Below are 22,867 nucleotides of genomic sequence, written 5' to 3' on the forward strand. Positions count from 1 at the left end.
TATTGGCTGAGCAACGCATCCGCCAGAACACGGAAGTCACCTTGCACTTTGCACTGCGCCTGGAGAACGGCGACACCGTCGACAGCACCTTCGACAAAGCCCCGGCGACCTTCCAGGTCGGCGACGGCAACCTGTTGCCAGGTTTCGAAGCGGCACTGTTCGGCTTCAAGGCAGGCGACAAGCGTACGCTGACCATTCAGCCGGAAAACGCTTTCGGCCAGCCGAACCCGCAAAACGTACAGATCATCCCGCGTTCGCAGTTCAAGGACATGGAGCTGTCACCGGGTTTGCTGGTGATCTTCAACGATGCGGCGAATACTGAGCTGCCTGGCGTGGTGAAAGAATTCGATGACGAGCAAGTGACCATCGACTTCAACCACCCGCTGGCCGGCAAGACATTGACCTTTGACGTCGAGATCATCAGCGTCAAATCGTTGTAACTGACCGAACACGGTCACCTGTAGGAGCAGAGCTTGCTCGAAGGCGTCACCACATTCAGCATCAATGTTGACTGACACAGCGCTTTCGCGAGCAAGCTCAGCTCCTGCAATGTTTTAATTTCTTGCGCGCAAGACACGAGGCACAGCATGCAAATCAAACTCGCCAACCCCCGTGGCTTCTGCGCCGGTGTGGACCGTGCGATCGAAATCGTCAATCGCGCCCTGGAAGTATTCGGGCCGCCGATCTACGTGCGCCACGAAGTGGTCCACAACAAATTCGTCGTCGAAGACCTGCGTGCTCGCGGGGCGATCTTCGTTGAGGAACTGGATCAGGTGCCGGACGACGTCATCGTGATCTTCAGTGCCCACGGCGTTTCCCAGGCGGTGCGTACCGAAGCCGCCGGCCGTGGCCTCAAGGTGTTCGACGCAACCTGCCCACTGGTGACCAAGGTGCACATCGAAGTCGCACGCTACAGCCGCGATGGTCGTGAATGCATCCTCATCGGCCACGCCGGTCATCCGGAAGTCGAAGGCACCATGGGCCAGTACGATGGCAGCAATGGCGGTGCGATTTACCTGGTCGAAGACGAGAAAGACGTCGCCGAGTTACAGGTGAGCAACCCGGAAAAACTCGCTTTCGTGACCCAGACCACCCTGTCCATGGACGACACCAGCCGCGTGATCGACGCACTGCGTGCACGTTTCCCGGCGATTGGTGGTCCGCGCAAGGACGACATCTGCTATGCCACGCAAAACCGTCAGGACGCGGTCAAGCAACTGGCCGACGAATGCGACGTGGTGTTGGTGGTTGGCAGCCCGAACAGCTCCAACTCCAATCGCTTGCGTGAACTGGCCGAGCGCATGGCCACCCCGGCTTACCTGATCGACGGCGCCGAAGACCTGCAAAAGAGCTGGTTTGAGGGTGTCGAACGTATCGGCATTACCGCTGGTGCCTCCGCTCCGGAAGTGTTGGTGCGGGGCGTGATCCAGCAATTGCAGGCATGGGGCGCCACCGGTGCTGATGAACTGGCCGGTCGCGAGGAGAACATCACGTTCTCCATGCCTAAAGAGCTGCGCGTGCGTTCCCTGCTTTAACGCTGACATAAAGCCTGCTCAGCCTTGTCGCTGCGCAGGCTGACGCGACCTGTAGCGGCCAGCACCACCTGGAGCTGGCTGACCGGTTCGCGGGCTGCGCAAAAATGCACAGTCCCCGCTTGAAACGCCCGTCCGGGCATCTGGGGTTCGCCGATCCCGCTGAATCGAACATATCGCCTGACCGGCCAATTGCCGACAATCGCTCCCCGAGCGCTATCCACGCGCTCAACCAGCAGCGGATTGCTGCTGTCCTCTGGTCCTTTGCCACTGATGTCCAGAATGATCCGCCAGCCCTGACCCCAATCCCCGTTGATGCCGTGAATCACAACGGCCTGATTGCGTGTAATGGCCAAGGTTCTGGCATTGCGAATACCACTGACCAGAGCGTTCGCCGTCGCCTCGCGATGGTTCGATTCAGTGAGTGCTGCGAACGCCGGACTGACCAACAGCAGAACAATTGCGGCAATCGCCAGTCCCATAAGCAGTTCGATCAGGCTGAAACCTCGCTGATGCATGGCATTTCCCTCCCTGGAGTGGTGTGACCCGCGCAATCCTTGCGCGAGTAATGGCAAAACAACCCGCCTGGGCCGGTCGAATGTTCTAGCGTGTAGAAGCAGGTATAGCCGACGGCAACGGAGGGCACCGATGGATCATCGTACAAAAGGTTTCACGCTGATCGAGTTGTTGATCACGCTCGCGGTGTTTCTGATCCTCATTACCCTGGCCGTGCCTGCGTTTACCCGTTCGGTGCAAACCACCCGGGCCGACACCGAAATCGGCGACTTGCAGCGTGGACTTAACTTCGCCCGGCTGGAGGCCATCGACCGTGGCATTACCACCCGGGTCCGTCCGACGGCGGGCGGCAGTGTGTGGACCGGTGAATTGACGGTCTATGACGGTACTGGCACACCGGCCAATGTATTGCGGGTTGTTCCAGCGATGAGCAGCGGCGCCACTCTGTCGCTAACCTCAGGAGTAACCGCGCTGGACTTCAACAACCTGGGCGGTTTGTCGGCACCGTCTACCGCCGTGGTCATCAACTATGTATCGGGGGCGCAAAACAGGACGCTGAACGTGTGTTTGAACGGACGAATTCTATTGGGTGGAAGTTGCGGATGAGGGAAGGGAGCAAGCGTGCACAGGAGGGCATGACGCTGATCGAGGTCTTGGTGGCGTTGTTGATACTGACCGTGGGGCTATTGGGGGCGGCGGCGATTCAGCTCAATGCACTGAAGTACACCGACAGTTCACGGATGACCAGCCAGGCGAGTTTTATCGCCTACGACATGATGGACCGCATCCGCGCCAATTCCGCCGCCGATTACACCGTCACGCCTCCGACCTCGGGCAACCTGAGTGTCGCCCGGGACCAGGACCTCTACGACTTCACCACCAACATCGTCAATTTCGGTGGCGCGACGGCCACTGGCAGCGTGACGCTGAACCAGCGGGTCTACACCATCACTATCACCTGGGATGACTCGCGCGCCGCCAATATCGCCAGCGCGCGCCGCAGCTTTGTCCTGACCAGTCGCGCCACGGTCGACCCGGTGTCCACGCCATGAACCGCTCCAGCCGAGGGTTCGGTTTGATCGAGTTGCTGATTGCGCTGGCGTTGAGCCTGATCGTGGTCCTGGGCGTGGCGCAGATTTTCATCGCGGCGAAAAATACCTACGTTAGCCAGAACGTCTCCGCCGGGATGCAGGAAGACGCGCGTTTTGTGTTGAGCAAAATGATTCAGGAAATCCGTATGGTCGGCATGTTCGGCTGTCTGGGCACCATCACCGATTCGAGTTCGTCGGGTGACTTCAACGCCAGTCAGATCACGCCCATCAGTTGGGACAACGCCAACCTCAAGCTGACCCTGGTGACGGCGGATGTCGGCGGCAACGGCGGGGCGCCGACCTGGACGGTGGTGTCTGACTGTCGAAACTTGGCGACGGCATACACCGGCGCACGTACACCCGCGACAGGGTTTCTGGCGTTTCCGATCCGGCGATTGATCTACAGCTTCAGCAACAATCAGATATTGATGGGCGCCGGCGCCGGCACGCCCGCCCAGTACGTGCTGGTGAACAACGTGAGTGCGTTCAACGTGAGCTTCGGCCTCGCCAGTTCCGCCACCGATGTGGCGGCTTCCAGTTACAGCAGCAACCCGTCGGACCCGGCGCGCATTCGCAGCGTACGTCTGAGCCTGACCCTCACCGACCCGAATAATCGGGTACGCAATCAGACCTTCAGCGTGGTTGCCGCCTTGCGCAACCGTCTGCCATGAGGACGGCCACCATGACGTCTCAAGCCCAACGTGGCATGGCGCTGCTGGTCAGCCTGGTGTTTCTGCTGTTGCTGACACTGATCGGCCTTTCTTCGATGCAGAACGCCACCCTGCAGGAAAAAATGGCCGGCAGCGTGAGCCTGCGCAACCAGTCGTTTCAGGGGGCCGAAGCGGCGTTGCGCGTGGGTGAAAGCGCGGTGCAACTCGACAGCTATTCATTGCCGGTCTGCAGCCAGTGTGCACCGCCGGCCGAGGCCACAAGCATCACGGCCGCCGGTCTCAATTCCAGCTCTGGTGTGACGTGGATCGCTTCCGGCAGTGGATTTTACGGGGTGCAGAACATCGGCACCACGCTGAACGCCGTCAATGTGCCGAGCAATACCTCGGCGACGCTTTACCGGGTGACCGCCGTCGGCATCGCGGGCAACTCGCGCAGCGTCGTGGAGAGTATCTATGCGAAGTACTGAATGGCGCGCCCGCATTGGGCGGCTGTTTTGCGGCATTGTGTTCGGCCTTTATCTGTCGGCCCCGGCGTATGCCTTCACGCCTTCGGATTCACCGCTGTTAAGCGCTGCCGCTGTTGCACCGAACGTGATGTTGCTGATCGACGATTCGGGGAGCATGAACAGCATCCTTTACGCCGCCGGGTTCGATCCGACCGTCACGGGTCGCCCGCCCGCCAAGCAATGTAATTTTTTCCTCGGGCTGTGTTTGAGCGGCAGCGACATCGTCGGTGATTCGATCTTCCTGTCCAGCCTGCCGCAGTCCGGTTGTTCCAGTGGGGCCTACGCGTTTTACAACAACAGCCTGGCGCCGTTGTGCCTGAAGTTGCCGGATCCGGTGGGCAATGAAAACACCCGCTACTCCGACGATTACCTGTCCTACCTGGTGGGGTTGGCCAACGGCAGCAACCGGGACTTCACCACCGGCTCGATCCCCAACGACTACCGCATGAACGTGGCGCGAAACGTGTCCACGGCACTGGTGAGCAGCAACCGCGGCCTGCGCATGGGGCTTGCGACGTTCAATCCGGTAAATAGCAGCAACTCCGGCAATGGCGGCTTCATCGCCCGCTCGATCAGTGATCTGTCGGTGGTGAGCGGCAGCGTGACCCAATCGCAGGCCGACAACAATTACAACAACCTGATCTCCTCCATCAACGGCTTGAGCGCCGTGGCCAATACGCCACTGGCGGAAACCTATTACGAAATCACCCGCTACTTCCGGGGGTTGGCGCCGTACTACAACTCGACGCCGGCCACGTACACCAGCCCGATCCAGTACCGTTGCCAGAAGAACTACGGCGTGGTCATCACCGATGGCCTGCCGACGTTTGACCGCAGCTTCCCGACCAACGATCCGCTGGGAGGTGCTCGCCTGCCGAACTGGGATGGCGTGAACAATGATGGCAACAACCTCAATGGTGACGGCGAAGGTGACACGCTTTATCTCGACGATATCGCCAAGTTCGCGTTCGACATCGACATGCGCTCCACCGGCACCGACGCGGCCGGCAAAAGCTGGAACGCGGTGGATTTCCCGAAACAGAACATGAACACCTACACCGTGGGGTTCACCGCTGCGAATCAAATGCTGTCGGACTCGGCGAGCTATGGGCAGGGCAAGTATTATCAGGCGACCGATAGTGTGGGGCTCAACAACGCATTGTCGTCAGCGTTGAGTGAGATCACTTCCAAGGCTGGTTCCGGGGGGAGCGGGGTCACCAGCGGCACCACTCTGGCCAGCGGTTCCAGCTATTTTCAGACCAGCTATGACCCGAAAGACTGGCGCGGCACCCTCAAGTCCTTTGGTTTCACGTCCGCTGGTGCGGTGAACACTGCCGCTGTGCAATGGACCACCGACACCACCATCGTCCCCGGTGCCACCGCGCCGACCTTTCAATCCTGGAACACCCTGAACAACTCCGCCGTCACGCTGGCTTACAGCAGTTTCTCCCCGGCGCAGCAGACATCGTTGAGTCAGAGCTTGCCCACCGGCATCACTGGCAGCGATCTGGTGGAGTGGAGCAAGGGCACCAACAAAACCGGGCTCAAGGTGCGCAGCGTATTGCTCGGCGACATCATCAACTCGCCGCTGGTGTTGGCCTCCCCTGTGGATAAAACCGCATCCGATCTGCTGGGCGACAGTACTTACAGCACCTTCCTGAACACCAAAGCCGCCAATATGAGTGCCAGCCTGGTGGTGAACGCCAATGACGGTTTTGTGAATGTCATCAACTCGGCCAATGGTGTCAGGCGCTATGCCTACATGCCGTCCAGTGTTTTGCCTTCGCTGCGGTACATCGCCGATCCAGCCTACATCAACGGTGTGAGCCACAAGTATCTGGTCGATGGGCAGGTCGGTGTGTTCGATGCCCAACTCAGCGGCGCCTGGAAAACCCTGGCCATTGGCGGCACCGGGGCGGGCGGCAAAGTCTTCTATGCGCTGCAACTGTTCGATGCCTCGTTGGGTAACGCATTCAAGGCGCTGTGGGAAATCGCTGCGCCGACCACGCCGAGTTCGGCAAACGTGTTCAATGACCTGGGTTATGCCTACGCTCGACCGGAAGTGGCACGCTTGGCCGATGGTCGATGGGCCGCTTTTATCTCTAACGGTTATGGCAGCAACTCCGGCGTCGCTGCGTTGTACGTGGTGGATGTGCGTGATGGATCGTTGATCAAGAAAATCGTGGTCGACAGCACTGAAACCACCAATGGTCTGTCGTCGGTGAAGCTCAGGGTCAACTCGCAGAATGTGGTGCAGGCCGCTTATGGCGGCGACTTGAAAGGGCGGTTGTGGAAGTTCGATCTGAGCGCCACGGCGCCCGATACCTGGGGCGTAGCCTTTTCCGGCAAACCGCTGTTTACCACGGCAGGCGGCGCCACTCAGCCCATCACTGCGCAGCCGTTGCTGGCGGATAATGCATTGGGCGGTAAGGAAGTGTTTGTCGGCACCGGAAAATTCAACGAGACGGCCGACAAGACCAACAAGGATCTACAGGCATTTTATGCGGTGTGGGATGCGGACGGCGGATCAGGTCAAATCACCGTGGCCAGTTTGCAGGCTCAGGCGGTAACGGGGGTGTTCTCTGGCAGCACTGGCCAGTTCATCACCACCAGCCAGAACGACGTGACCTACCCGACAGAGAAGGGCTGGTATTTGCCACTGGTGTACAACAACGCGCTGATCGGCGAGCGGGTGATCAATCAGGCCAGTCTGATACTGGGGCGGATCGTTTTTACTACGGCGAGTGTGGACACTACGGACCCGTGCGCCAGCTTCGGTACCGGCAAACTGGTCGAGCTGGAGGCATTCAGCGGTAAGATGCTCAACTATGCGGTGCTTGATACCAATGGCGACGGGGTGGTCGACAGTACAGATACGGTGTCGAGCGGAGTGATTTTCACCGGTGGCATTCCGACCCTGAACGCCATCGTCAACGGTGCAACCCGCAAAATCGTAAACGATTCCAGTGGCGGTATCAGCACGCTGGTGGAAAAATCCGGCGGCGGCAGCCGTCGCATCATGTGGCGACAAATACAGTAAGTGAGAGTTGAGGCATGCGTAGATCCAACCGAGGTTTTACCCTGATCGAAATCATGATCGTGATTGCGATCATCGGGATCGTCATGACCATTGCCGCCCCGAGCTTCACCGAGTACCTGAAGAAGGGCCGGCGCAGCGAAATCGCCGGGGTGTTGTCGGAGCAGGCGCAGATCCTTGAACGGTTCTACACCAAGAGCAATGTCTACACCGGCGCCACAGGCCTGAGCGTCGGCAATGACTATTACACCATCACCCCGACTATCACTGACCAGACCTTCCTGCTGACGGCCGTGCGCAAGGCCGGTTCGAGCATGGCAACCGACAAGTGCGGGGATTTCACCCTCACCAATACCGGTGTCCGGAACATGGTCAACGCCACAGCCGGTTTGACCGCCAAGGATTGCTGGGGTCGCTGAGTTTCCTTTCGGGCGCCTTTTGCGCCCTCTGTCTATTTAACGGTTGGATCTGAACATGACCAGGCAACAGCAAGTGGTGATTGTCGGCGGCGGGGTGATCGGGCTGCTGACGGCGTTCAATCTCGCGTCCGAAGTGCGCAGCGTGGTGCTGCTGGATCGTTCGAACGTCGGGCAGGAGTCGTCATGGGCGGGCGGCGGGATTGTTTCGCCACTCTACCCGTGGCGCTACAACCCGGCGGTCACTGCGTTGGCGCATTGGTCTCAGGATTTTTATCCACAGCTCGGTGAGCGTTTGTTTGCTGCGACCGGAGTCGATCCTGAAGTTCACACCACCGGCCTGTACTGGCTGGACCTGGATGACGAAGCCGAGGCACTGGTGTGGGCCAAACGGCAAAACCGCCCGCTGCGGGCTGTGGATATCTCGGCGGCACACAATGCGGTGCCAGTATTGGGCACGGGGTTCTCGCGGGCGATCTACATGGCCGATGTGGCCAATGTGCGCAATCCGCGGCTGGTGAAGTCGCTGAAGGCTGCGTTGCTGGCACTGCCAAATGTGACCATCCATGAGCAGTGCGAAGTCAGCGGGTTTATTCGTGAAGGCGATCAAGTCGTTGGCGTGCAGACTTCGACGGGGGCCATTCAGGGCGATCAAGTGGTGCTGACCGCTGGCGCCTGGAGTGGAGATTTACTCAAGGGGCTGGGCTTGGCGCTGCCGGTCGAACCGGTAAAAGGGCAGATGATTCTGTACAAGTGCGCGGCCGATTTTCTGCCGAGCATGGTATTGGCCAAAGGGCGTTACGCGATTCCCCGCCGCGACGGGCACATTCTGATCGGCAGTACGCTGGAGCATGAAGGCTACGACAAGACGCCGACCGATTCGGCTTTGGAAAGCCTGAAGGCATCGGCGGTGGAGTTGATTCCCGCGCTGGCGGAGGCCGAAGTCGTCGGGCACTGGGCCGGATTGCGGCCGGGCTCGCCGGAAGGCATTCCTTATATCGGTCAGGTGCCGGGGTTTGAAGGGCTTTGGCTCAATTGCGGGCACTACCGAAACGGGCTGGTGCTGGCGCCGGCGTCGTGTCAGTTGTTTGCGGATGTGATGCTGGGGCGTGAGCCGATTATTGATCCCACGCCTTATGCACCGGTCGGACGTATCTAGTCACAGGATCTACGGTGACTGTCATATTGCCTTCGTCGGAACGCCGCCCGGAGCCTGCTCGCCAAGGGGCCCTTAATCCAGGCCCAGTTTTTTGAGCCTGTAACGCATCGACCTGAACGACAAATTCAACCGCTGAGCCGCCGCCGTACGGTTCCAGCGGGTTTCCTCCAGCGCCTGGAGGATGACTTTGCGCTCGATGTTTTCCAGATAGTCTTCCAGATTGTCGATCTGCGTCAGGTCCGGCACCCCGCCTTCTGCCGCGCAATTACCGTCGGCCAATCGTAAATCGCTGGTTTCGATCTGCTTGTTCTCGCACAAGGTGTGAGCCCGTTCGAGAACGTTCTCCAGTTCCCGCACATTGCCGGGAAAGCGATAGCTTTTGAGCGCATCCAGGGCGAGCGGATGGAGTGTCGCGGGAGGTCGGCCGCTGTCGGCCGCCAAGCGCTTGAGCACATGGCTGGCCAATGCCTCGATGTCGTCACGGCGTTCGCGCAAGGGCGGAACCCGCAGTTCGATCACGTTGAGCCGGTAGTACAAATCCTGACGAAAACGCTCGGCGACGATTTCGGCCTCAAGGTCTTTGTGGGTGGCGCAAAGGATGCGCACATCGACCACGGTTTCCTGTTGCTCGCCAATACTGCGCACGGCTTTTTCCTGAATCGCACGCAGCAGTTTGACCTGCATCGCCAACGGCAAATCCGCGACTTCATCGAGGAACAGCGTGCCGCCCTGGGCGGCCTGGAACAGTCCGCGCTTGTCTTCGACGGCGCCGCTGAAACTGCCTTTGCGATGCCCGAAGAACTCGCTTTCCATCAGCTCTGACGGAATCGCCCCACAGTTGACCGGGACGAAGGGGTGATGAGCTCGCGGGCCTTGTTCGTGGATCAGTCTTGCAACCAACTCCTTGCCGCTGCCGGACTCGCCGCTGATGTACACCGGCGCCTGGCTGCGGGCGAGTTTGTCGATGTGTTTGCGCAGGTTACGCATGGGCAGCGAGTTGCCCAGCAGCCGGCGATCAATCGCCGTACTGGCGTCGGCTGGAGCAGGCAGGCGCAGGGCGCTGGTGACCAGTTCCCGCAGGCGAGTGAGGTCGACCGGTTTGGTCAGGAAGTCGAAGGCGCCGGCCTTGAGTGCGTTAATGGCTGTTTCAAGGCTGCCGTAGGCCGTGATCATCGCCACCGGCACCTGTGCGTAACGCTTCTGGATGTGTTGCACGAGCTCAAGGCCGGTGCCGTCGGGCAGGCGCATGTCGGTCAGGCACAGATCGAAGGTTTCCCGGGCCAGCAAGGCTTGGGCGTCGACCAGGTTGCGGGCACTGAAGGTATCGAGTTTCATCCGTCCCAGGGTGATTTCCAGGAGTTCGCGGATATCCGGTTCGTCGTCGACGATCAGGACTTTGGGCCGTGGGCTCATGTTCAACTTTGTTTCCGTCCGTGAGCAAAAGTGATGCGAAAGCAGCCGCCGCCTTGGCGTGGTTTGAAGTCTAGGCGGGCCTGGTTGCTTTCGCACAGCTCACGGGACAGATAAAGCCCAAGGCCTGTGCCTTGGCTACTGGTGGTAAAAAACGGCTCGAACAAATGCCCCTGCTGGTCGGGCGCCACGCCGGGGCCGTCGTCCACAACCTCGAGAACCGGCAATTGGCTGTCGGTATCGACAAACAACTCGAGCCAGACCTGAGCCGTGTCGTGATTCAGGGCGCTGTGGCGCCAGGCATTTCGCAACAAATTGTCCAGGACCTGGGTGAGCTGGTTTGGGTCCATCAAGGTGTTGAAGTCGCCGGAACCCATACGCAGGTGGATCTGCTGGGCGTCGTTCGCGTTCTCACGGGTTTCAGCAACGAACCTTTCCAGCCACGGCTTCAGGTCCAGCCGTTGCGGGACGGTTTGCTGGCGGCGAGACAGTTGCAGGACGTTTTCGATAACCCGATTCATTCGCTGAGAGTGGTCTTGAATAATCTGGGTCAGACGCCGATCCGCACCGTTGAGTTCCTCGGATTCGCGCAGCAATTGCGCGGCATGACTAATGGCACCCAATGGATTGCGGATTTCGTGGGCAATACCCGCCGTCAGTCGACCGAGGGCGGCGAGTTTCAATTGCTGCGCCTGTTGTGCAACCTGAGCGATGTCTTCGAGAAAAACCAGGGTTTGTGGGTTCGGGCTTTGGTCCAGGGCAATGAAGCTGGGTTGCAGCTCCAGGCCGCTGGCGGGGATTTTCAGGCTTTGCGGGCGCAAGATCGGATTGTTGAGCCACAGCTGGAGACGTTCGACCAGCGTCGGGGAAAAATCGTCGATCAGCCGTCCGTCGAGTGCTTTGTGCCCCAGCAGGATCAATGCGCTGTGATTGGCCAGTTGCACTCGTCGCTGTTCGTCGAGCACCAGAATGCCCGTGCGCATGCGTTGCAGGATCAGCGCATTGAGCGTTTCGAGCCCCATCACTTCGCCGGCTCGCTGTTCGGCGAGGTGTTCGCTGACTTCCAGGCGTCTGCTCAGCCCTTGCACCAGCAAAGCCGCGGCAAAACAGAGTGCGCCGAGCATGCCGACTTGCAGATAATCGTTGGGGCTGGCCGGATGGCTGAAGCTCAGGAGGAAGCTCAAACTGACGATGCCCAGCGCGCCGACCGCGGCGATTAACAGGCCGACACGCCCACGCAGCAGGGTATTGCTGATGGCCACCGACACAATCAACAGATTGCCGATGGCGCTGGCCACTCCGCCCGCGGCGTAGAACAAACCGCAGAGCAGCAAGACATCGACCAGCGCCAGGCTGAACAGCTGCGCCGGCCGGCGGGTGTTTTCCAGGAACACCACCAGCAGAATGTTCAGTACCAGGTACAACCAGCTGCCATTGCGCAACAGGTCGTCATTGGCGAACGCCAGCAACTGGTTGTCCAGGTTGCTGGTCATCAACAGCACGAGGGTGATGCCGATACTTAAACGGTAGAGGTGATAGAGGCGCAGCAGTCGCTGAGCCTGTTTGCCGCCGGGACTGGAGGTCTCAGCGACCACTTGGGCCCGGGCCTTGCTCAAGGTGAGCCTGGCTGCAATACCACTGTTGTTGAAGGCTCAGCGCGCGGTCGCGGGGCAAGTGCACGCCGCAATGGGCGCAACGGACCATGGGAGCCGCCTCCAGCTCGGCGGAGGACCTTGGGGCATTAGCCGCGCCCTTGAACTTGCGCCAGAACCATACTGCAGCGGCAATCAGGGCGATCCAGAACAGTAAACGAAGCATGGTGAGCTGCTTTATGACGAGTGATTCAGCAGTTTAGCCAAGGTCATGCCGAGCGCACAGCGTAATCATCACGCCCATAAAAAAGGAGCCTCGCGAGGCTCCTTTTTGTACAACCTGAGGTGTCAGTCAAACACGCCAAAGGTCATGTAGCTGAACCACGAGCGGTCGCTGCTGTTGCCTTCGGACTCGTGTTGCTCTTCTTCGACGGCATCGCCATTGCCATCTTTAGGCTTCAGCTCGCTCGGAATCGCGTCCTTGGCATCCTGGTACTGCTTCTGCACGTCCTGGTTGGCGCGGGTTTCGCCCGGCGGCAGCGGCGGACGGGATTCGATCAGGCCCAGGGTGGCCTTGCTCAACCACGAACGGTTGTCGGCTTCGGCAACCGAAGGCTGGAACTGACCGTCCACCAGGCTTGGGTGGTTCGGGTAGTTGAGCTTCAGGGTTTCGAGGCTGGTGGCTGCCAGTTCGTCCAGGTGCAGGCGCTGGTAGGCTTCAGTCATGACCGCCAGGCCGTCACCGACGGACGGGGTTTCCTGGAAGTTTTCCACCACGTAACGGCCACGGTTTGCGGCGGCGACATAGGCCTGACGGGTCAGGTAGTAGTCGGCAACGTGAATCTCGTAGGAGGCCAGCAGGTTGCGCAGGTAAATCATGCGCTGCTTGGCATCCGGCGAGTAGCGGCTGTTCGGGAAGCGGCTGGTCAGCTGGGCGAACTCATTGTAGGAGTCGCGAGCGGCACCGGGGTCACGCTTGGTCATGTCCAGCGGCAGGAAGCGCGCCAGCAGGCCGACGTCCTGGTCGAACGACGTCAAACCTTTCAGATAGTAGGCGTAATCCACGTTCGGATGCTGCGGGTGCAGGCGAATGAAACGCTCGGCAGCAGACTTGGCGGCTTCAGGCTCGGTGTTCTTGTAGTTGGCGTAAATGAGCTCGAGTTGAGCCTGATCAGCGTAGCGACCGAACGGATAGCGCGATTCCAGAGCCTTCAACTTGGCAATGGCGCTGGTATAGCTACTATTGTCCAGATCGTTCTGAGCCTGCTGGTACAGCTCGACTTCGCTAAGGTTTTCGTCTACGACTTCCTTCGATGAGCAAGCAGCGGTCAATGCGAGGATGGCGATCAGCAGCAGGTGTTTCACTTGCATGGCGGCTTGCGTCCCTATGACGGCCGCTGTCTTGGGCGGGGCCGTCCTGTTATGATGAGCGCCCCGTTGAATAGCCTCGGGGCAAAAGACGCCGTATTTAACCACAAGCGCGCAGCCGAAACCAAAGGCTGTGCCGACGCCTAGTCTGAGCATGTCCGATAAAATTGAACTTCGCGCAGAGGTGCCGTCCGAATTGGGCGGCCAACGCCTCGATCAAGTCGCCGCACAATTATTCGCTGAGCACTCGCGCTCGCGCCTTTCCGCCTGGATCAAAGACGGCCGCCTGACTGTGGATGGGGCGGTTATCCGCCCGCGAGACATCGTTCACGGTGGCGCCATTCTTGAACTGACCGCCGAGCAGGAAGCTCAGGGCGAATGGATCGCTCAAGACATCGAACTGGACATCGTCTATGAAGACGACGACATCCTGGTGATCAACAAACCTGCGGGTCTGGTGGTGCATCCGGCTGCCGGCCACGCTGATGGCACCTTGCTCAACGCCTTGCTGCACCACGTGCCGGACATTATCAATGTGCCCCGCGCCGGTATCGTGCATCGCCTGGACAAGGACACCACCGGTCTGATGGTGGTGGCCAAGACCATTCAGGCGCAGACACAGCTTGTCACGCAATTGCAGAGCCGCAGCGTAAGCCGGATCTACGAATGTATCGTGATCGGCGTGGTGACGGCAGGCGGCAAGATCAATGCGCCAATCGGTCGTCACGGCCAGCAACGCCAGCGCATGGCGGTCATGGAAGGCGGCAAACAAGCCGTCAGCCACTATCGCGTGCTCGAGCGTTTCCGCTCCCACACTCACGTGCGGGTGAAGCTGGAAACCGGTCGTACCCACCAGATTCGTGTGCACATGGCCCACATCAACTACCCGTTGGTCGGAGACCCTGCCTACGGCGGTCGCTTCCGTATCCCGCCGGCAGCCAGTATGACCATGGTCGAATCGTTGAAGGCGTTCCCGCGCCAGGCCCTGCATGCGCGGTTCCTGGAACTGGATCACCCGACCACCGGTAAACGCATGAGCTGGGAATCGCCGCTGCCGGACGATTTCGTCTGGTTGCTGACCCTGCTCAAGCAAGACCGTGAGGCGTTCATCGGATGAGTGACTGGCTGATTCCCGACTGGCCTGCGCCTGCCGGGGTGAAAGCCTGCGTGACCACCCGTGCGGGCGGCGTCAGTCTGGCGCCGTTCGACAGCCTCAACCTCGGCGATCACGTCGACGACAGCCCCGAAGCTGTGGCCGAAAATCGCCGTCGTCTCACCGATCATTTCTCTATTCAACCGGCCTGGCTGCAACAGGTTCACGGCATTGCCGTGGCCCACGCGGACCCAGGCCAGGTCGTCACTGCTGACGCCAGTTGGACAGCCACGCCCGGTATTGCCTGCGCTTCAATGACCGCTGACTGTCTGCCGGTGCTGTTTTGCAACCGTGCCGGCACTCGCGTTGCGGCGGCCCATGCCGGTTGGCGTGGATTGGCGGCGGGGGTGCTGGAAGCAACGCTCGACAGCCTGGACGTGCCGCCCGTTGACGTATTGGTCTGGCTCGGCCCGGCCATTGGCCCCAAAGCCTTTGAAGTCGGCCCGGAAGTGCGCGAAACCTTCGTCGAGCAATTGCCGGAAGCCGCCAAAGCCTTTGTGCCGAGTGCCAATGCTGGCAAGTTCATGGCCGATATCTACGAACTGGCGCGTTTGCGTCTGGCGGCCCGTGGTGTCACCGCTGTTTACGGTGGCGGTTTTTGCACCGTGACCGATCCGCGCTTCTTTTCTTACCGCCGCAGTCCTCAAACGGGCCGCTTTGCCTCCCTTATCTGGCTTGAAGTGCCCTGTCTCACGAATACTGTTCCTTTTTGACGGTGTCTGTTGCCGTCATGCTGCGTTGCCGCCCCTCGCCATAGCGGGCTATGACTCGTCGCGGCGCCTTGCCTGACGACAACAGCCACTCGTCAAAAGAGGAACGTATTCGTGAGACAGGGCACAAACGCTAGACTTCTCTGATCTGCATCAACTGATCGACGCTTGAAACTCCCAGAATCGACCGCATCTATAACGGTATCTGGCAGGTTTCTTCATTCAGGATGTTTTATAGGTCCGGCCTGCTCAAAAGGAAGGTGACCCATGCGCATAGATCGATTAACCAGCAAATTGCAGTTAGCACTCTCCGACGCCCAATCCTTGGCCGTCGGCCTCGACCATCCCGGCATCGAGCCGGCGCACTTGATGCAGGCCATGCTCGAACAGCAGGGCGGCTCGATCAAACCCCTGCTGATGCAGGTCGGTTTCGACGTCAACAGCCTGCGTAAAGAGCTGACCAAAGAGCTCGACCAGCTGCCGAAAATCCAGAACCCGACCGGCGACGTGAACATGTCGCAGGATCTGGCGCGCCTGCTTAATCAGGCTGATCGCCTGGCCCAGCAGAAGGGCGACCAGTTCATCTCCAGCGAACTCGTGCTGCTCGCCGCCATGGACGAGAACAGCAAGCTCGGCAAGTTGTTGCTGGGGCAGGGCGTGAGCAAGAAAGCCCTGGAAAACGCGATCAATAACCTGCGTGGTGGCGAAGCGGTCAACGATGCCAACCACGAGGAATCGCGCCAGGCGCTGGATAAATACACCGTCGACCTGACCAAGCGCGCCGAAGAAGGCAAGCTCGATCCGGTCATCGGCCGTGACGACGAAATTCGCCGGACCATTCAGGTCCTGCAACGCCGTACCAAAAACAACCCGGTGCTGATCGGTGAGCCTGGTGTGGGTAAAACCGCCATTGCCGAGGGTCTGGCCCAGCGCATCATCAACGGCGAAGTGCCGGACGGCCTGAAAGGCAAACGTCTGCTGTCCCTCGACATGGGGGCGCTGATCGCCGGTGCCAAGTATCGCGGTGAGTTTGAAGAGCGCCTGAAATCGCTGCTCAACGAGCTGTCGAAGCAGGAAGGGCAGATCATTCTGTTCATCGACGAACTGCACACCATGGTCGGCGCCGGTAAAGGCGAAGGCTCGATGGATGCGGGCAATATGCTCAAGCCTGCGCTGGCGCGCGGCGAGCTGCATTGCGTCGGCGCGACCACGCTCAATGAGTACCGCCAATATATAGAGAAGGACGCAGCCCTCGAGCGGCGCTTCCAGAAAGTGTTGGTGGATGAGCCGAGTGAAGAGGACACCATCGCGATACTGCGTGGCCTCAAAGAACGCTATGAGGTTCACCACAAGGTGGCGATCACCGACGGCGCCATCATTGCAGCGGCCAAGCTCAGCCATCGCTATATCACTGACCGTCAGTTGCCGGACAAGGCCATCGACCTGATCGACGAAGCGGCCAGCCGCATCCGCATGGAGATCGACTCCAAGCCGGAAGTGCTCGACCGTCTGGAGCGTCGCCTGATTCAGTTGAAGGTGGAATCCCAGGCACTGAAGAAAGAAAGCGATGAAGCGGCGATCAAACGCCTGGAAAAACTCCAGGAAGAAATCGTCCGCCTCGAGCGTGAGTACTCGGACCTCGAAGAAATCTGGAATGCGGAAAAAGCCGAAGTCCAGGGTTCTGCACAGATCCAGCAAAAAATCGAACAGTCCCGTCAGGAACTGGAAGCCGCACGCCGTAAAGGCGACCTGAACCGCATGGCCGAGCTGCAATACGGGGTGATCCCGGACCTGGAGCGCAGCCTGCAAATGGTCGACCAGCACGGTAAAAGCGAGAACCAGTTGTTGCGCAGCAAGGTGACTGAGGAAGAAATCGCTGAAGTCGTGTCGAAGTGGACCGGCATTCCGGTGTCAAAAATGCTCGAAGGCGAGCGCGACAAGCTGATGAAGATGGAAAGCCTGTTGCACCAGCGTGTGATCGGCCAGGACGAAGCAGTCATCGCGGTCTCCAATGCGGTGCGGCGTTCCCGGGCCGGGTTGTCCGACCCGAATCGCCCGAGCGGTTCGTTCATGTTCCTCGGCCCGACCGGTGTCGGTAAAACCGAGCTGTGCAAGGCACTGGCCGAGTTCCTCTTTGATACTGAAGAGGCGATGGTGCGGATCGACATGTCCGAGTTCATGGAGAAACATTCCGTGGCCCGGCTGATTGGTGCGCCACCAGGCTATGTAGGCTATGAAGAGGGCGGTTACCTGACCGAGGCGGTGCGTCGCAAGCCTTACTCGGTGATCCTCCTGGATGAGGTCGAGAAGGCCCACCCGGATGTGTTCAACATCTTGCTGCAAGTGCTGGAAGATGGCCGCTTGACTGACAGCCATGGCCGCACGGTGGATTTCAAGAACACCGTGATCGTCATGACGTCCAACCTGGGCTCGGTACAGATCCAGGAACTGGTCGGTGATCGTGAGGCACAGCGCGCGGCGGTGATGGATGCGATTTCCACCCACTTCCGGCCGGAGTTCATCAACCGGGTCGACGAAGTGGTGATCTTCGAGCCATTGGCGCGGGATCAGATCGCGGGCATTACCGAGATTCAGTTGGGTCGCCTGCGCAGTCGCCTGACCGAGCGTGAACTGAAGCTGGAACTGAGCCCTGAGGCCATGGATAAGCTGATCGCGGTGGGTTACGACCCAGTGTACGGCGCACGTCCGCTCAAACGAGCGATTCAGCGCTGGATCGAGAACCCGCTGGCTCAGTTGATTCTGTCGGGTCGTTTCATGCCCGGCGATACCGCCAAGGGTGTGGTGGAAAACGACGAAATCGTATTCGTCTGACCCATCCAGGCAACAAAACCGACGAGGCCTCGCATTGCGAGGCCTTTTTTTCGCCAGGCTGTTGAACTCTAAGGAAAAGGCTTGTAAAGTGCGCCCCGCAGTCAGTCACCCGCCAGGGTTTCCGCTCCCCAAGCAGGAATCCAAAATAAGTTGCAAATCATTAACTTGAAAGCAATTTAGGGGGTTGACAGAGGTGCTGAAGATTGTAGAATAGCGCGCCTCAGACACACGAACGCAGCGATGCGAACGGGTCGAAGAGAACGCAAAAAGCTTCACCGTTGTAAATTGAAATATCTAGTTCCGTGATAGCTCAGTCGGTAGAGCAAATGACTGTTAATCATTGGGTCCCAGGTTCGAGTCCTGGTCACGGAGCCAATTTCAAACCGGGGTATAGCGCAGTCCGGTAGCGCGCCTGCTTTGGGAGCAGGATGTCAGGAGTTCGAATCCCCTTACCCCGACCATTTTTGGGTCGTTAGCTCAGTTGGTAGAGCAGTTGGCTTTTAACCAATTGGTCGTAGGTTCGAATCCCACACGACCCACCATTTTTGAAACCAGTTAACGCTGGGATCAGATCTTAAGATCAGAGGCCAAAAGCGCTGATCGAAGAAGGCGACTTGTGAAGGTCGCCTTTTTTTTACCGGGGTATAGCGCAGTCCGGTAGCGCGCCTGCTTTGGGAGCAGGATGTCAGGAGTTCGAATCCCCTTACCCCGACCATATTAAAAATCCTCGTATCGAAAGATACGGGGATTTTTTTTGTCTGCCGTTTTTTGTCTGCCGAAAAGGCGATTCCCTTCAAGTCATCGTACAACTTGCCGATAGCGAAGCGACGGGGTTCTGCCGACACACGCCCCTTATCCAGGCCATTACAAGAAAAGGGCGTTCGTTATGTTGCTTCGTCAGTTGAATATTGCTCCTCGGGCGGCCTTGGGGTTTGCCCTGATCGCCGTGTTGGTTGCCTTGCTCGGTGTGTTTGCGCTGGGGCAGATGTCGAGCATTCGCGACAGTGAGGTGGCGGTGGAGAAGCAATGGCTGCCGAGCATTCGCGGTGGCGACGAGATCCGCGAAATCATGTTGCGCATCCGTACCATTTCCCTGCGCATGGCCCTGGATCAGGACCCCAGGAACATTCCTCAATACCGCAGCCAGATGGATACTCGCGACAAGGAGCTCAGCGACAGGATCGCCGCGTACGACAAGTTGGTAAACACGGCCGAAGGCAAGGCGTTATATGACCAGTTCAAAACCACCTTCGCGGCCTACCGTTCCGGTATTGCCCAATCGTTTTCCCTGGCGGAACAAGGTCGTCGTGACGAACTGACCAAATTGCTGCTGATTGACATGAAAACCGTGGTCGATGGCTCCGGTAAACAGCTCAGTGATCTGGCGGACCTGTTCGCCAGGCAAGTCGCCGCCGAAAGCGAGAAATCCGCCGCGCATTACGACACCTCGCGAATGATCGTCAGCCTGTTCATCGCATTGGCGGCACTGGCCACCGTCGGCCTGGCCATGTTGCTGACCCGCAGCATCGTCAAGCCCTTGGGCGAAGCGTTGCAGGCCGCGGAAAACGTAGCTCGTGGCGATCTGACGCGGCCGATCGAAACCCATGGCAACGACGAAGTCAGCCGCTTGCTCAAGGCGCTGGCAACCATGCAGCAGAACCTGCGCGACACCTTGCAAGGCATCAGCGGCTCGGCGGCGCAACTGGCGACGGCGGCGGATGAGTTGAACGCGGTCACCCTCGACAGCACGCAAAACCTGCAACAGCAGAACAACGAGATCGAACAAGCCGCCACGGCCGTCAACGAGATGACCACAGCGGTTGAGGAGGTTGCCCGCAATGCGGTGTCGACGTCCGACGCTACGCGCCAATCCAGCGAATCCGCCCACGCCGGTCAGGAGCGCGTCAGCGAAACGGTCACGGCCATCGGTGCGCTAGCCAGTGATGTGCAAGTGACGGGTGGCCTGGTTCAGTCCCTGGCCAACCAGTCGCAGGACATTGGCAAGGTGCTGGATGTGATTCGCGCGATTGCCGAGCAGACCAATCTGCTGGCGCTCAACGCCGCCATCGAAGCGGCGCGCGCTGGGGAAAGCGGCCGAGGATTTGCAGTGGTGGCCGATGAAGTTCGCGCACTGGCTTATCGCACGCAGCAATCGACCCAGGAAATCGAACAAATGGTTCAGGGGATGCGCAGCGGCTCGACCCAGGCGCTGGATTCGATGCAAGCGAGCTCAACTCGCGCAGCGACGACGCTGGCCCTGGCCGAGCGTGCGGGTGAAGCGCTGCAGACCATCACCGACTCGGTTCACCAGATCCATGAGCGCAATCTGGTGATCGCCAGCGCGGCTGAAGAACAGGCCCAAGTGGCGCGAGAAGTGGATCGCAATCTGGTGAATATTCGCGATCTGTCCGTGCGTTCCGCTGCCGGGGCGAATCAGACCAGTGCCTCCAGCCATGAGCTCTCACGCCTGGCCAATTCGTTGAGCACTATGGTGCAACGCTTCCAGGTGTAAATCCGCCCGACGAAAAAAGCCCCGCTTCTCGGTAGAGAAAGCGGGGCGTGGTGCTCAGAGGCTTAGGCGCCGTCTTGGTCTTTCAGGTGCTCGAACAGGCCTTTTGGCATTTTCTTGCCGTTGGCTTCGTAGTTGGCTTTCACGTTATCAAACGCTTCTTGCTCGTCGATGAAGCCATCGTGGTTAGTGTCGATCTTGTCGAAGTTGGATTTCGGCGCGACAGCCTGGAATTCGGCGCGGGAGACCTTGCCGTCGCCATCAGTGTCAGTCTTGGCCATCGACGCATCGCCACACTTGCCTTCGCCACACTTGCCTTCAGGGGTTTTCACCACCTGTTCAGCCGAGGCCAACAGATAGCCTTGAGTCAATGGCTGCGAAGCGAAGACGGAGCCGGTCAACATCATGCCGCCCGCCAGAACAGCGCCAAGCAGACCGATAGTGTTTTTGGTAGTACGGGACATTTCAATTCTCCTGGGTTGCACGACACAACCACTTGATAGAGGGTTGCCACGTAAGTGCGGCGACAACCGAAGCTGGCGGGTTGCCTTGCTCGGGTGTGGCCATTTAGCGGGATGTGTGTATCGCTACTGTGTCGCGCAAGGGGGGAGTTTGTAAGCGAAGGGGCGAAAACGCAGGGGGAGATACAGTGAGACACAGAAGTGTTTGCAGGTGAGCCCGAGGCGACTGCATCGCGGGCACGCCACGCTCCCACAGGAGGATGCAGATCAACTGTGGGAGTGTGGCGTGCCCGCGATGAGGCCCTGACGCATGCCGGAAATTTTAGTGCAGTTTGAGTCGCGGTTCAGTCCCGCGCCCGATTTTACTGCCCAGCATCAGCATCGCCGTACGGAACGCCCCATACAGCGCCATCTGGTGCATGCGGTACAGCGACACGTAAAACATCCGCGCCAGCCAGCCCTCCAACATCACGCTGCCCGTCAGGTTGCCCATCAAGTTACCCACAGCCGAAAAACGCGACAGCGAGATCAACGAGCCGTAATCGGTGTACTTGTACTCCGGCAACGCCTTGCCCTCGATCCGCAGCTTCAGCGATTTGGCCAGCAACGACGCCTGCTGATGCGCCGCCTGAGCGCGCGGCGGCACATTGCGATCGGTACCTGGTTGCGGGCAGGCCGCGCAATCGCCGAATGCGAAGATGTTCTCGTCGCGGGTGGTTTGCAGGGTCGGCAGCACTTGCAGCTGGTTGATGCGGTTGGTTTCCAGGCCATCGATGTCCTTGAGGAAGCCCGGCGCACGAATCCCGGCGGCCCAGACTTTCAGGCTCGCGTTGATCACTTTGCCATCGGCGGTGATCAGGCTGTCGGCCGTCACTTCACTGACCGCCGCATTGGTCATGACGTTGACCCCGAGTTTCTCCAGGGTTTTATGCACAGGCCCGCCGATGCGTTCCGGCAGGGCCGGCAATACCCGTGGACCGGCTTCGATCAGGGTGATGTGCATGTTTTCCGGTTTGATCCGGTCCAGACCATACGCCGCCAGTTCATGCGCTGCGTTGTGCAGCTCGGCAGCGAGTTCGACACCGGTGGCCCCGGCGCCGACGATGGCCACGCTGATCTGTTCGACCTTGTCGGTTTGCCCGGCATGGGCACGCAGATAATGGTTGAGCAATTGCTGGTGGAAGCGTTCGGCCTGTTTGCGGGTGTCGAGGAACAGGCAATGCTGCGCCGCGCCCTGGGTGCCGAAATCATTGGTGGTGCTGCCGACCGAGATCACCAGCGAGTCGTAACCCACTTCACGGGCGGGCACCAGTTCCAGGCCGGCTTCGTCGTAAGTGGCGGCCAGCTGGATTTTTTTCTGCGTGCGATCGAGCCCGCTCATGCGCCCCAGCTGGAACTCGAAGTGGTTCCATTTGGCTTGGGCAACATAGTTGAGTTCGTCTTCGGAAGAGTTCAGCGACCCGGCCGCCACTTCGTGCAGCAGCGGTTTCCAGATGTGGGTCAGGTTCGCGTCGACCAGCATCACACTGGCCGTGCCACGCTTGCCCAGAGTCTTACCCAGACGGGTAGCCAACTCCAGACCGCCGGCGCCGCCGCCGACAATAACAATACGATGGGACATGGGGATAACTCGCAAGGCTAAAAGAAATCGGTACGGTTATCCGAGCGAGCGCAAGGCAGCTCATAGCGTCAGGTAACTGATAAATCGGCTCAACAGGCCAAGGCCTATGGTCACTGCCAACACCACCACCAGGAGCATCCACGGCCGGAAAGGCCGGCGCTCGACTTGGTGCTGGGACAAGTGCAGGTACTCTTCGACATGCTTTTGGTCGTCGGGGTTCAGGCGGCTGGTCATAAAGGCCTCGTCAGTAGACGTTGCTGAATGTGTAGAAGCTACAGGCAGA

General features: G+C 59.4%; 21 protein-coding genes, 4 tRNA genes and 1 pseudogene. 18 read left to right on the plus strand and 8 right to left on the minus strand.

Features of this window, described 5'->3' with window-relative positions; translation table 11 throughout:
- The first annotated feature begins 2 nt into the window (after positions 1-2).
- Both fkpB and ispH read left to right on the plus strand, forming a co-directional pair.
- The gene (fkpB, locus tag SB725_RS21050; RefSeq protein WP_010467538.1) at positions 3-440 is read left to right on the plus strand and encodes an FKBP-type peptidyl-prolyl cis-trans isomerase; all 438 of its coding nucleotides are present in this window, start codon (positions 3-5) and stop codon (positions 438-440) included.
- 147 nt (positions 441-587) lie between these two features.
- Positions 588-1,535 (plus strand): 4-hydroxy-3-methylbut-2-enyl diphosphate reductase, encoded by a 948-nt coding sequence (gene ispH / locus SB725_RS21055; protein ID WP_027924193.1) that lies wholly within the window; start codon positions 588-590, stop codon positions 1,533-1,535.
- Here ispH and SB725_RS21060 read toward each other — a convergent pair.
- Positions 1,532-2,050: a GspH/FimT family pseudopilin gene (locus SB725_RS21060; RefSeq protein WP_027924192.1), complete on the minus strand. Its 519-nt coding sequence runs from the start codon at positions 2,048-2,050 to the stop codon at positions 1,532-1,534. The two genes, ispH and SB725_RS21060, sit on opposite strands and share 4 nt — an antisense overlap.
- Before the next feature lie 130 nt (positions 2,051-2,180).
- On the opposite strand from SB725_RS21060, the gene SB725_RS21065 reads away from it, so the two are divergent.
- Genes SB725_RS21065 through thiO form a run of 7 tightly spaced genes read left to right on the plus strand, consistent with a single transcriptional unit; the run spans position 2,181 to position 8,928 of the window.
- On the plus strand, positions 2,181-2,654 hold the full coding sequence (locus SB725_RS21065) for a GspH/FimT family pseudopilin (protein ID WP_027924191.1): 474 nt from the start codon (positions 2,181-2,183) through the stop codon (positions 2,652-2,654).
- The gene (gene pilV, locus SB725_RS21070; RefSeq protein ID WP_027924190.1) at positions 2,651-3,100 is read left to right on the plus strand and encodes a type IV pilus modification protein PilV; all 450 of its coding nucleotides are present in this window, start codon (positions 2,651-2,653) and stop codon (positions 3,098-3,100) included. Before SB725_RS21065 ends, pilV begins: the two co-directional genes overlap by 4 nt.
- Positions 3,097-3,810, plus strand: coding sequence for a PilW family protein (locus SB725_RS21075; protein WP_027924189.1), 714 nt, complete (start codon positions 3,097-3,099; stop codon positions 3,808-3,810). The genes pilV and SB725_RS21075 overlap by 4 nt, the downstream gene beginning before the upstream one ends.
- Positions 3,807-4,277, plus strand: coding sequence for a PilX N-terminal domain-containing pilus assembly protein (locus tag SB725_RS21080; protein WP_027924188.1), 471 nt, complete (start codon positions 3,807-3,809; stop codon positions 4,275-4,277). Before SB725_RS21075 ends, SB725_RS21080 begins: the two co-directional genes overlap by 4 nt.
- The gene (locus SB725_RS21085) at positions 4,264-7,356 is read left to right on the plus strand and encodes a pilus assembly protein (protein ID WP_410922555.1); all 3,093 of its coding nucleotides are present in this window, start codon (positions 4,264-4,266) and stop codon (positions 7,354-7,356) included. The genes SB725_RS21080 and SB725_RS21085 overlap by 14 nt, the downstream gene beginning before the upstream one ends.
- Positions 7,357-7,370: 14 nt before the next feature.
- Positions 7,371-7,772 (plus strand): type IV pilin protein, encoded by a 402-nt coding sequence (locus tag SB725_RS21090; RefSeq protein WP_027924186.1) that lies wholly within the window; start codon positions 7,371-7,373, stop codon positions 7,770-7,772.
- A 55-nt stretch (positions 7,773-7,827) separates the two neighbouring features.
- On the plus strand, positions 7,828-8,928 hold the full coding sequence (gene thiO / locus SB725_RS21095; protein ID WP_410922556.1) for a glycine oxidase ThiO: 1,101 nt from the start codon (positions 7,828-7,830) through the stop codon (positions 8,926-8,928).
- A gap of 72 nt (positions 8,929-9,000) precedes the next feature.
- Here the strand turns inward: thiO and SB725_RS21100 are convergent, their stop codons facing one another.
- From SB725_RS21100 to SB725_RS21115, 4 genes are all read right to left on the minus strand, one after another.
- The gene (locus SB725_RS21100; RefSeq protein ID WP_032833556.1) at positions 9,001-10,341 is read right to left on the minus strand and encodes a sigma-54-dependent transcriptional regulator; all 1,341 of its coding nucleotides are present in this window, start codon (positions 10,339-10,341) and stop codon (positions 9,001-9,003) included.
- 2 nt (positions 10,342-10,343) lie between these two features.
- Positions 10,344-11,933, minus strand: coding sequence for a sensor histidine kinase (locus SB725_RS21105; RefSeq protein WP_194940749.1), 1,590 nt, complete (start codon positions 11,931-11,933; stop codon positions 10,344-10,346).
- Positions 11,923-12,156, minus strand: coding sequence for a PP0621 family protein (locus tag SB725_RS21110; protein ID WP_027924182.1), 234 nt, complete (start codon positions 12,154-12,156; stop codon positions 11,923-11,925). The genes SB725_RS21105 and SB725_RS21110 overlap by 11 nt, the downstream gene beginning before the upstream one ends.
- A 122-nt stretch (positions 12,157-12,278) precedes the next feature.
- Entirely contained in the window at positions 12,279-13,301 is a 1,023-nt protein-coding gene (locus SB725_RS21115; protein ID WP_027924181.1) for an outer membrane protein assembly factor BamD, read from the minus strand.
- Between the two features lie 151 nt (positions 13,302-13,452).
- Here SB725_RS21115 and rluD point away from each other — a divergent pair, with 151 nt between their 5' ends.
- The 9 genes and pseudogenes from rluD to SB725_RS21160 all read left to right on the plus strand — a co-directional run bounded on the left by rluD (position 13,453) and on the right by SB725_RS21160 (position 20,505).
- Positions 13,453-14,415 (plus strand): 23S rRNA pseudouridine(1911/1915/1917) synthase RluD, encoded by a 963-nt coding sequence (gene rluD, locus SB725_RS21120; protein ID WP_410922557.1) that lies wholly within the window; start codon positions 13,453-13,455, stop codon positions 14,413-14,415.
- Positions 14,412-15,164, plus strand: coding sequence for a peptidoglycan editing factor PgeF (gene pgeF, locus SB725_RS21125; RefSeq protein WP_059182139.1), 753 nt, complete (start codon positions 14,412-14,414; stop codon positions 15,162-15,164). The genes rluD and pgeF overlap by 4 nt, the downstream gene beginning before the upstream one ends.
- Positions 15,165-15,428: 264 nt before the next feature.
- Complete coding sequence (gene clpB / locus SB725_RS21130; protein ID WP_194940747.1) at positions 15,429-17,993, plus strand: ATP-dependent chaperone ClpB; 2,565 nt, start codon at positions 15,429-15,431, stop codon at positions 17,991-17,993.
- A gap of 299 nt (positions 17,994-18,292) precedes the next feature.
- Positions 18,293-18,368, plus strand: a tRNA-Asn gene (locus tag SB725_RS21135).
- Between the two features lie 9 nt (positions 18,369-18,377).
- Positions 18,378-18,454: transfer RNA gene (locus tag SB725_RS21140), tRNA-Pro, on the plus strand.
- 5 nt (positions 18,455-18,459) lie between these two features.
- Positions 18,460-18,535 (plus strand) — tRNA-Lys (locus SB725_RS21145).
- A 96-nt stretch (positions 18,536-18,631) separates the two neighbouring features.
- Positions 18,632-18,708: transfer RNA gene (locus SB725_RS21150), tRNA-Pro, on the plus strand.
- A gap of 171 nt (positions 18,709-18,879) precedes the next feature.
- Positions 18,880-19,650: pseudogene (locus SB725_RS21155) on the plus strand (MCP four helix bundle domain-containing protein); the annotation flags it as partial.
- Complete coding sequence (locus tag SB725_RS21160) at positions 19,642-20,505, plus strand: methyl-accepting chemotaxis protein (RefSeq protein WP_371258950.1); 864 nt, start codon at positions 19,642-19,644, stop codon at positions 20,503-20,505. The pseudogene SB725_RS21155 and the gene SB725_RS21160, both read left to right, overlap by 9 nt.
- 62 nt (positions 20,506-20,567) lie before the next feature.
- Here the strand turns inward: SB725_RS21160 and SB725_RS21165 are convergent, their stop codons facing one another.
- The 3 genes from SB725_RS21165 to SB725_RS21175 form a co-directional block, all read right to left on the minus strand.
- A complete protein-coding gene (locus SB725_RS21165) occupies positions 20,568-20,966 on the minus strand; it encodes a hypothetical protein (protein ID WP_027924177.1) in 399 nt (132 codons plus the stop codon).
- A 319-nt stretch (positions 20,967-21,285) separates the two neighbouring features.
- The gene (locus SB725_RS21170; RefSeq protein ID WP_027924176.1) at positions 21,286-22,584 is read right to left on the minus strand and encodes an NAD(P)/FAD-dependent oxidoreductase; all 1,299 of its coding nucleotides are present in this window, start codon (positions 22,582-22,584) and stop codon (positions 21,286-21,288) included.
- A 60-nt stretch (positions 22,585-22,644) separates the two neighbouring features.
- Positions 22,645-22,818, minus strand: coding sequence for a DUF3094 domain-containing protein (locus tag SB725_RS21175; protein WP_032833555.1), 174 nt, complete (start codon positions 22,816-22,818; stop codon positions 22,645-22,647).
- Positions 22,819-22,867 lie beyond the last annotated feature (49 nt).

Origin of the sequence: Pseudomonas sp. SIMBA_041 (assembly GCF_046535095.1) — a bacterium.
Taxonomy (GTDB): domain Bacteria; phylum Pseudomonadota; class Gammaproteobacteria; order Pseudomonadales; family Pseudomonadaceae; genus Aquipseudomonas; species Aquipseudomonas mucoides.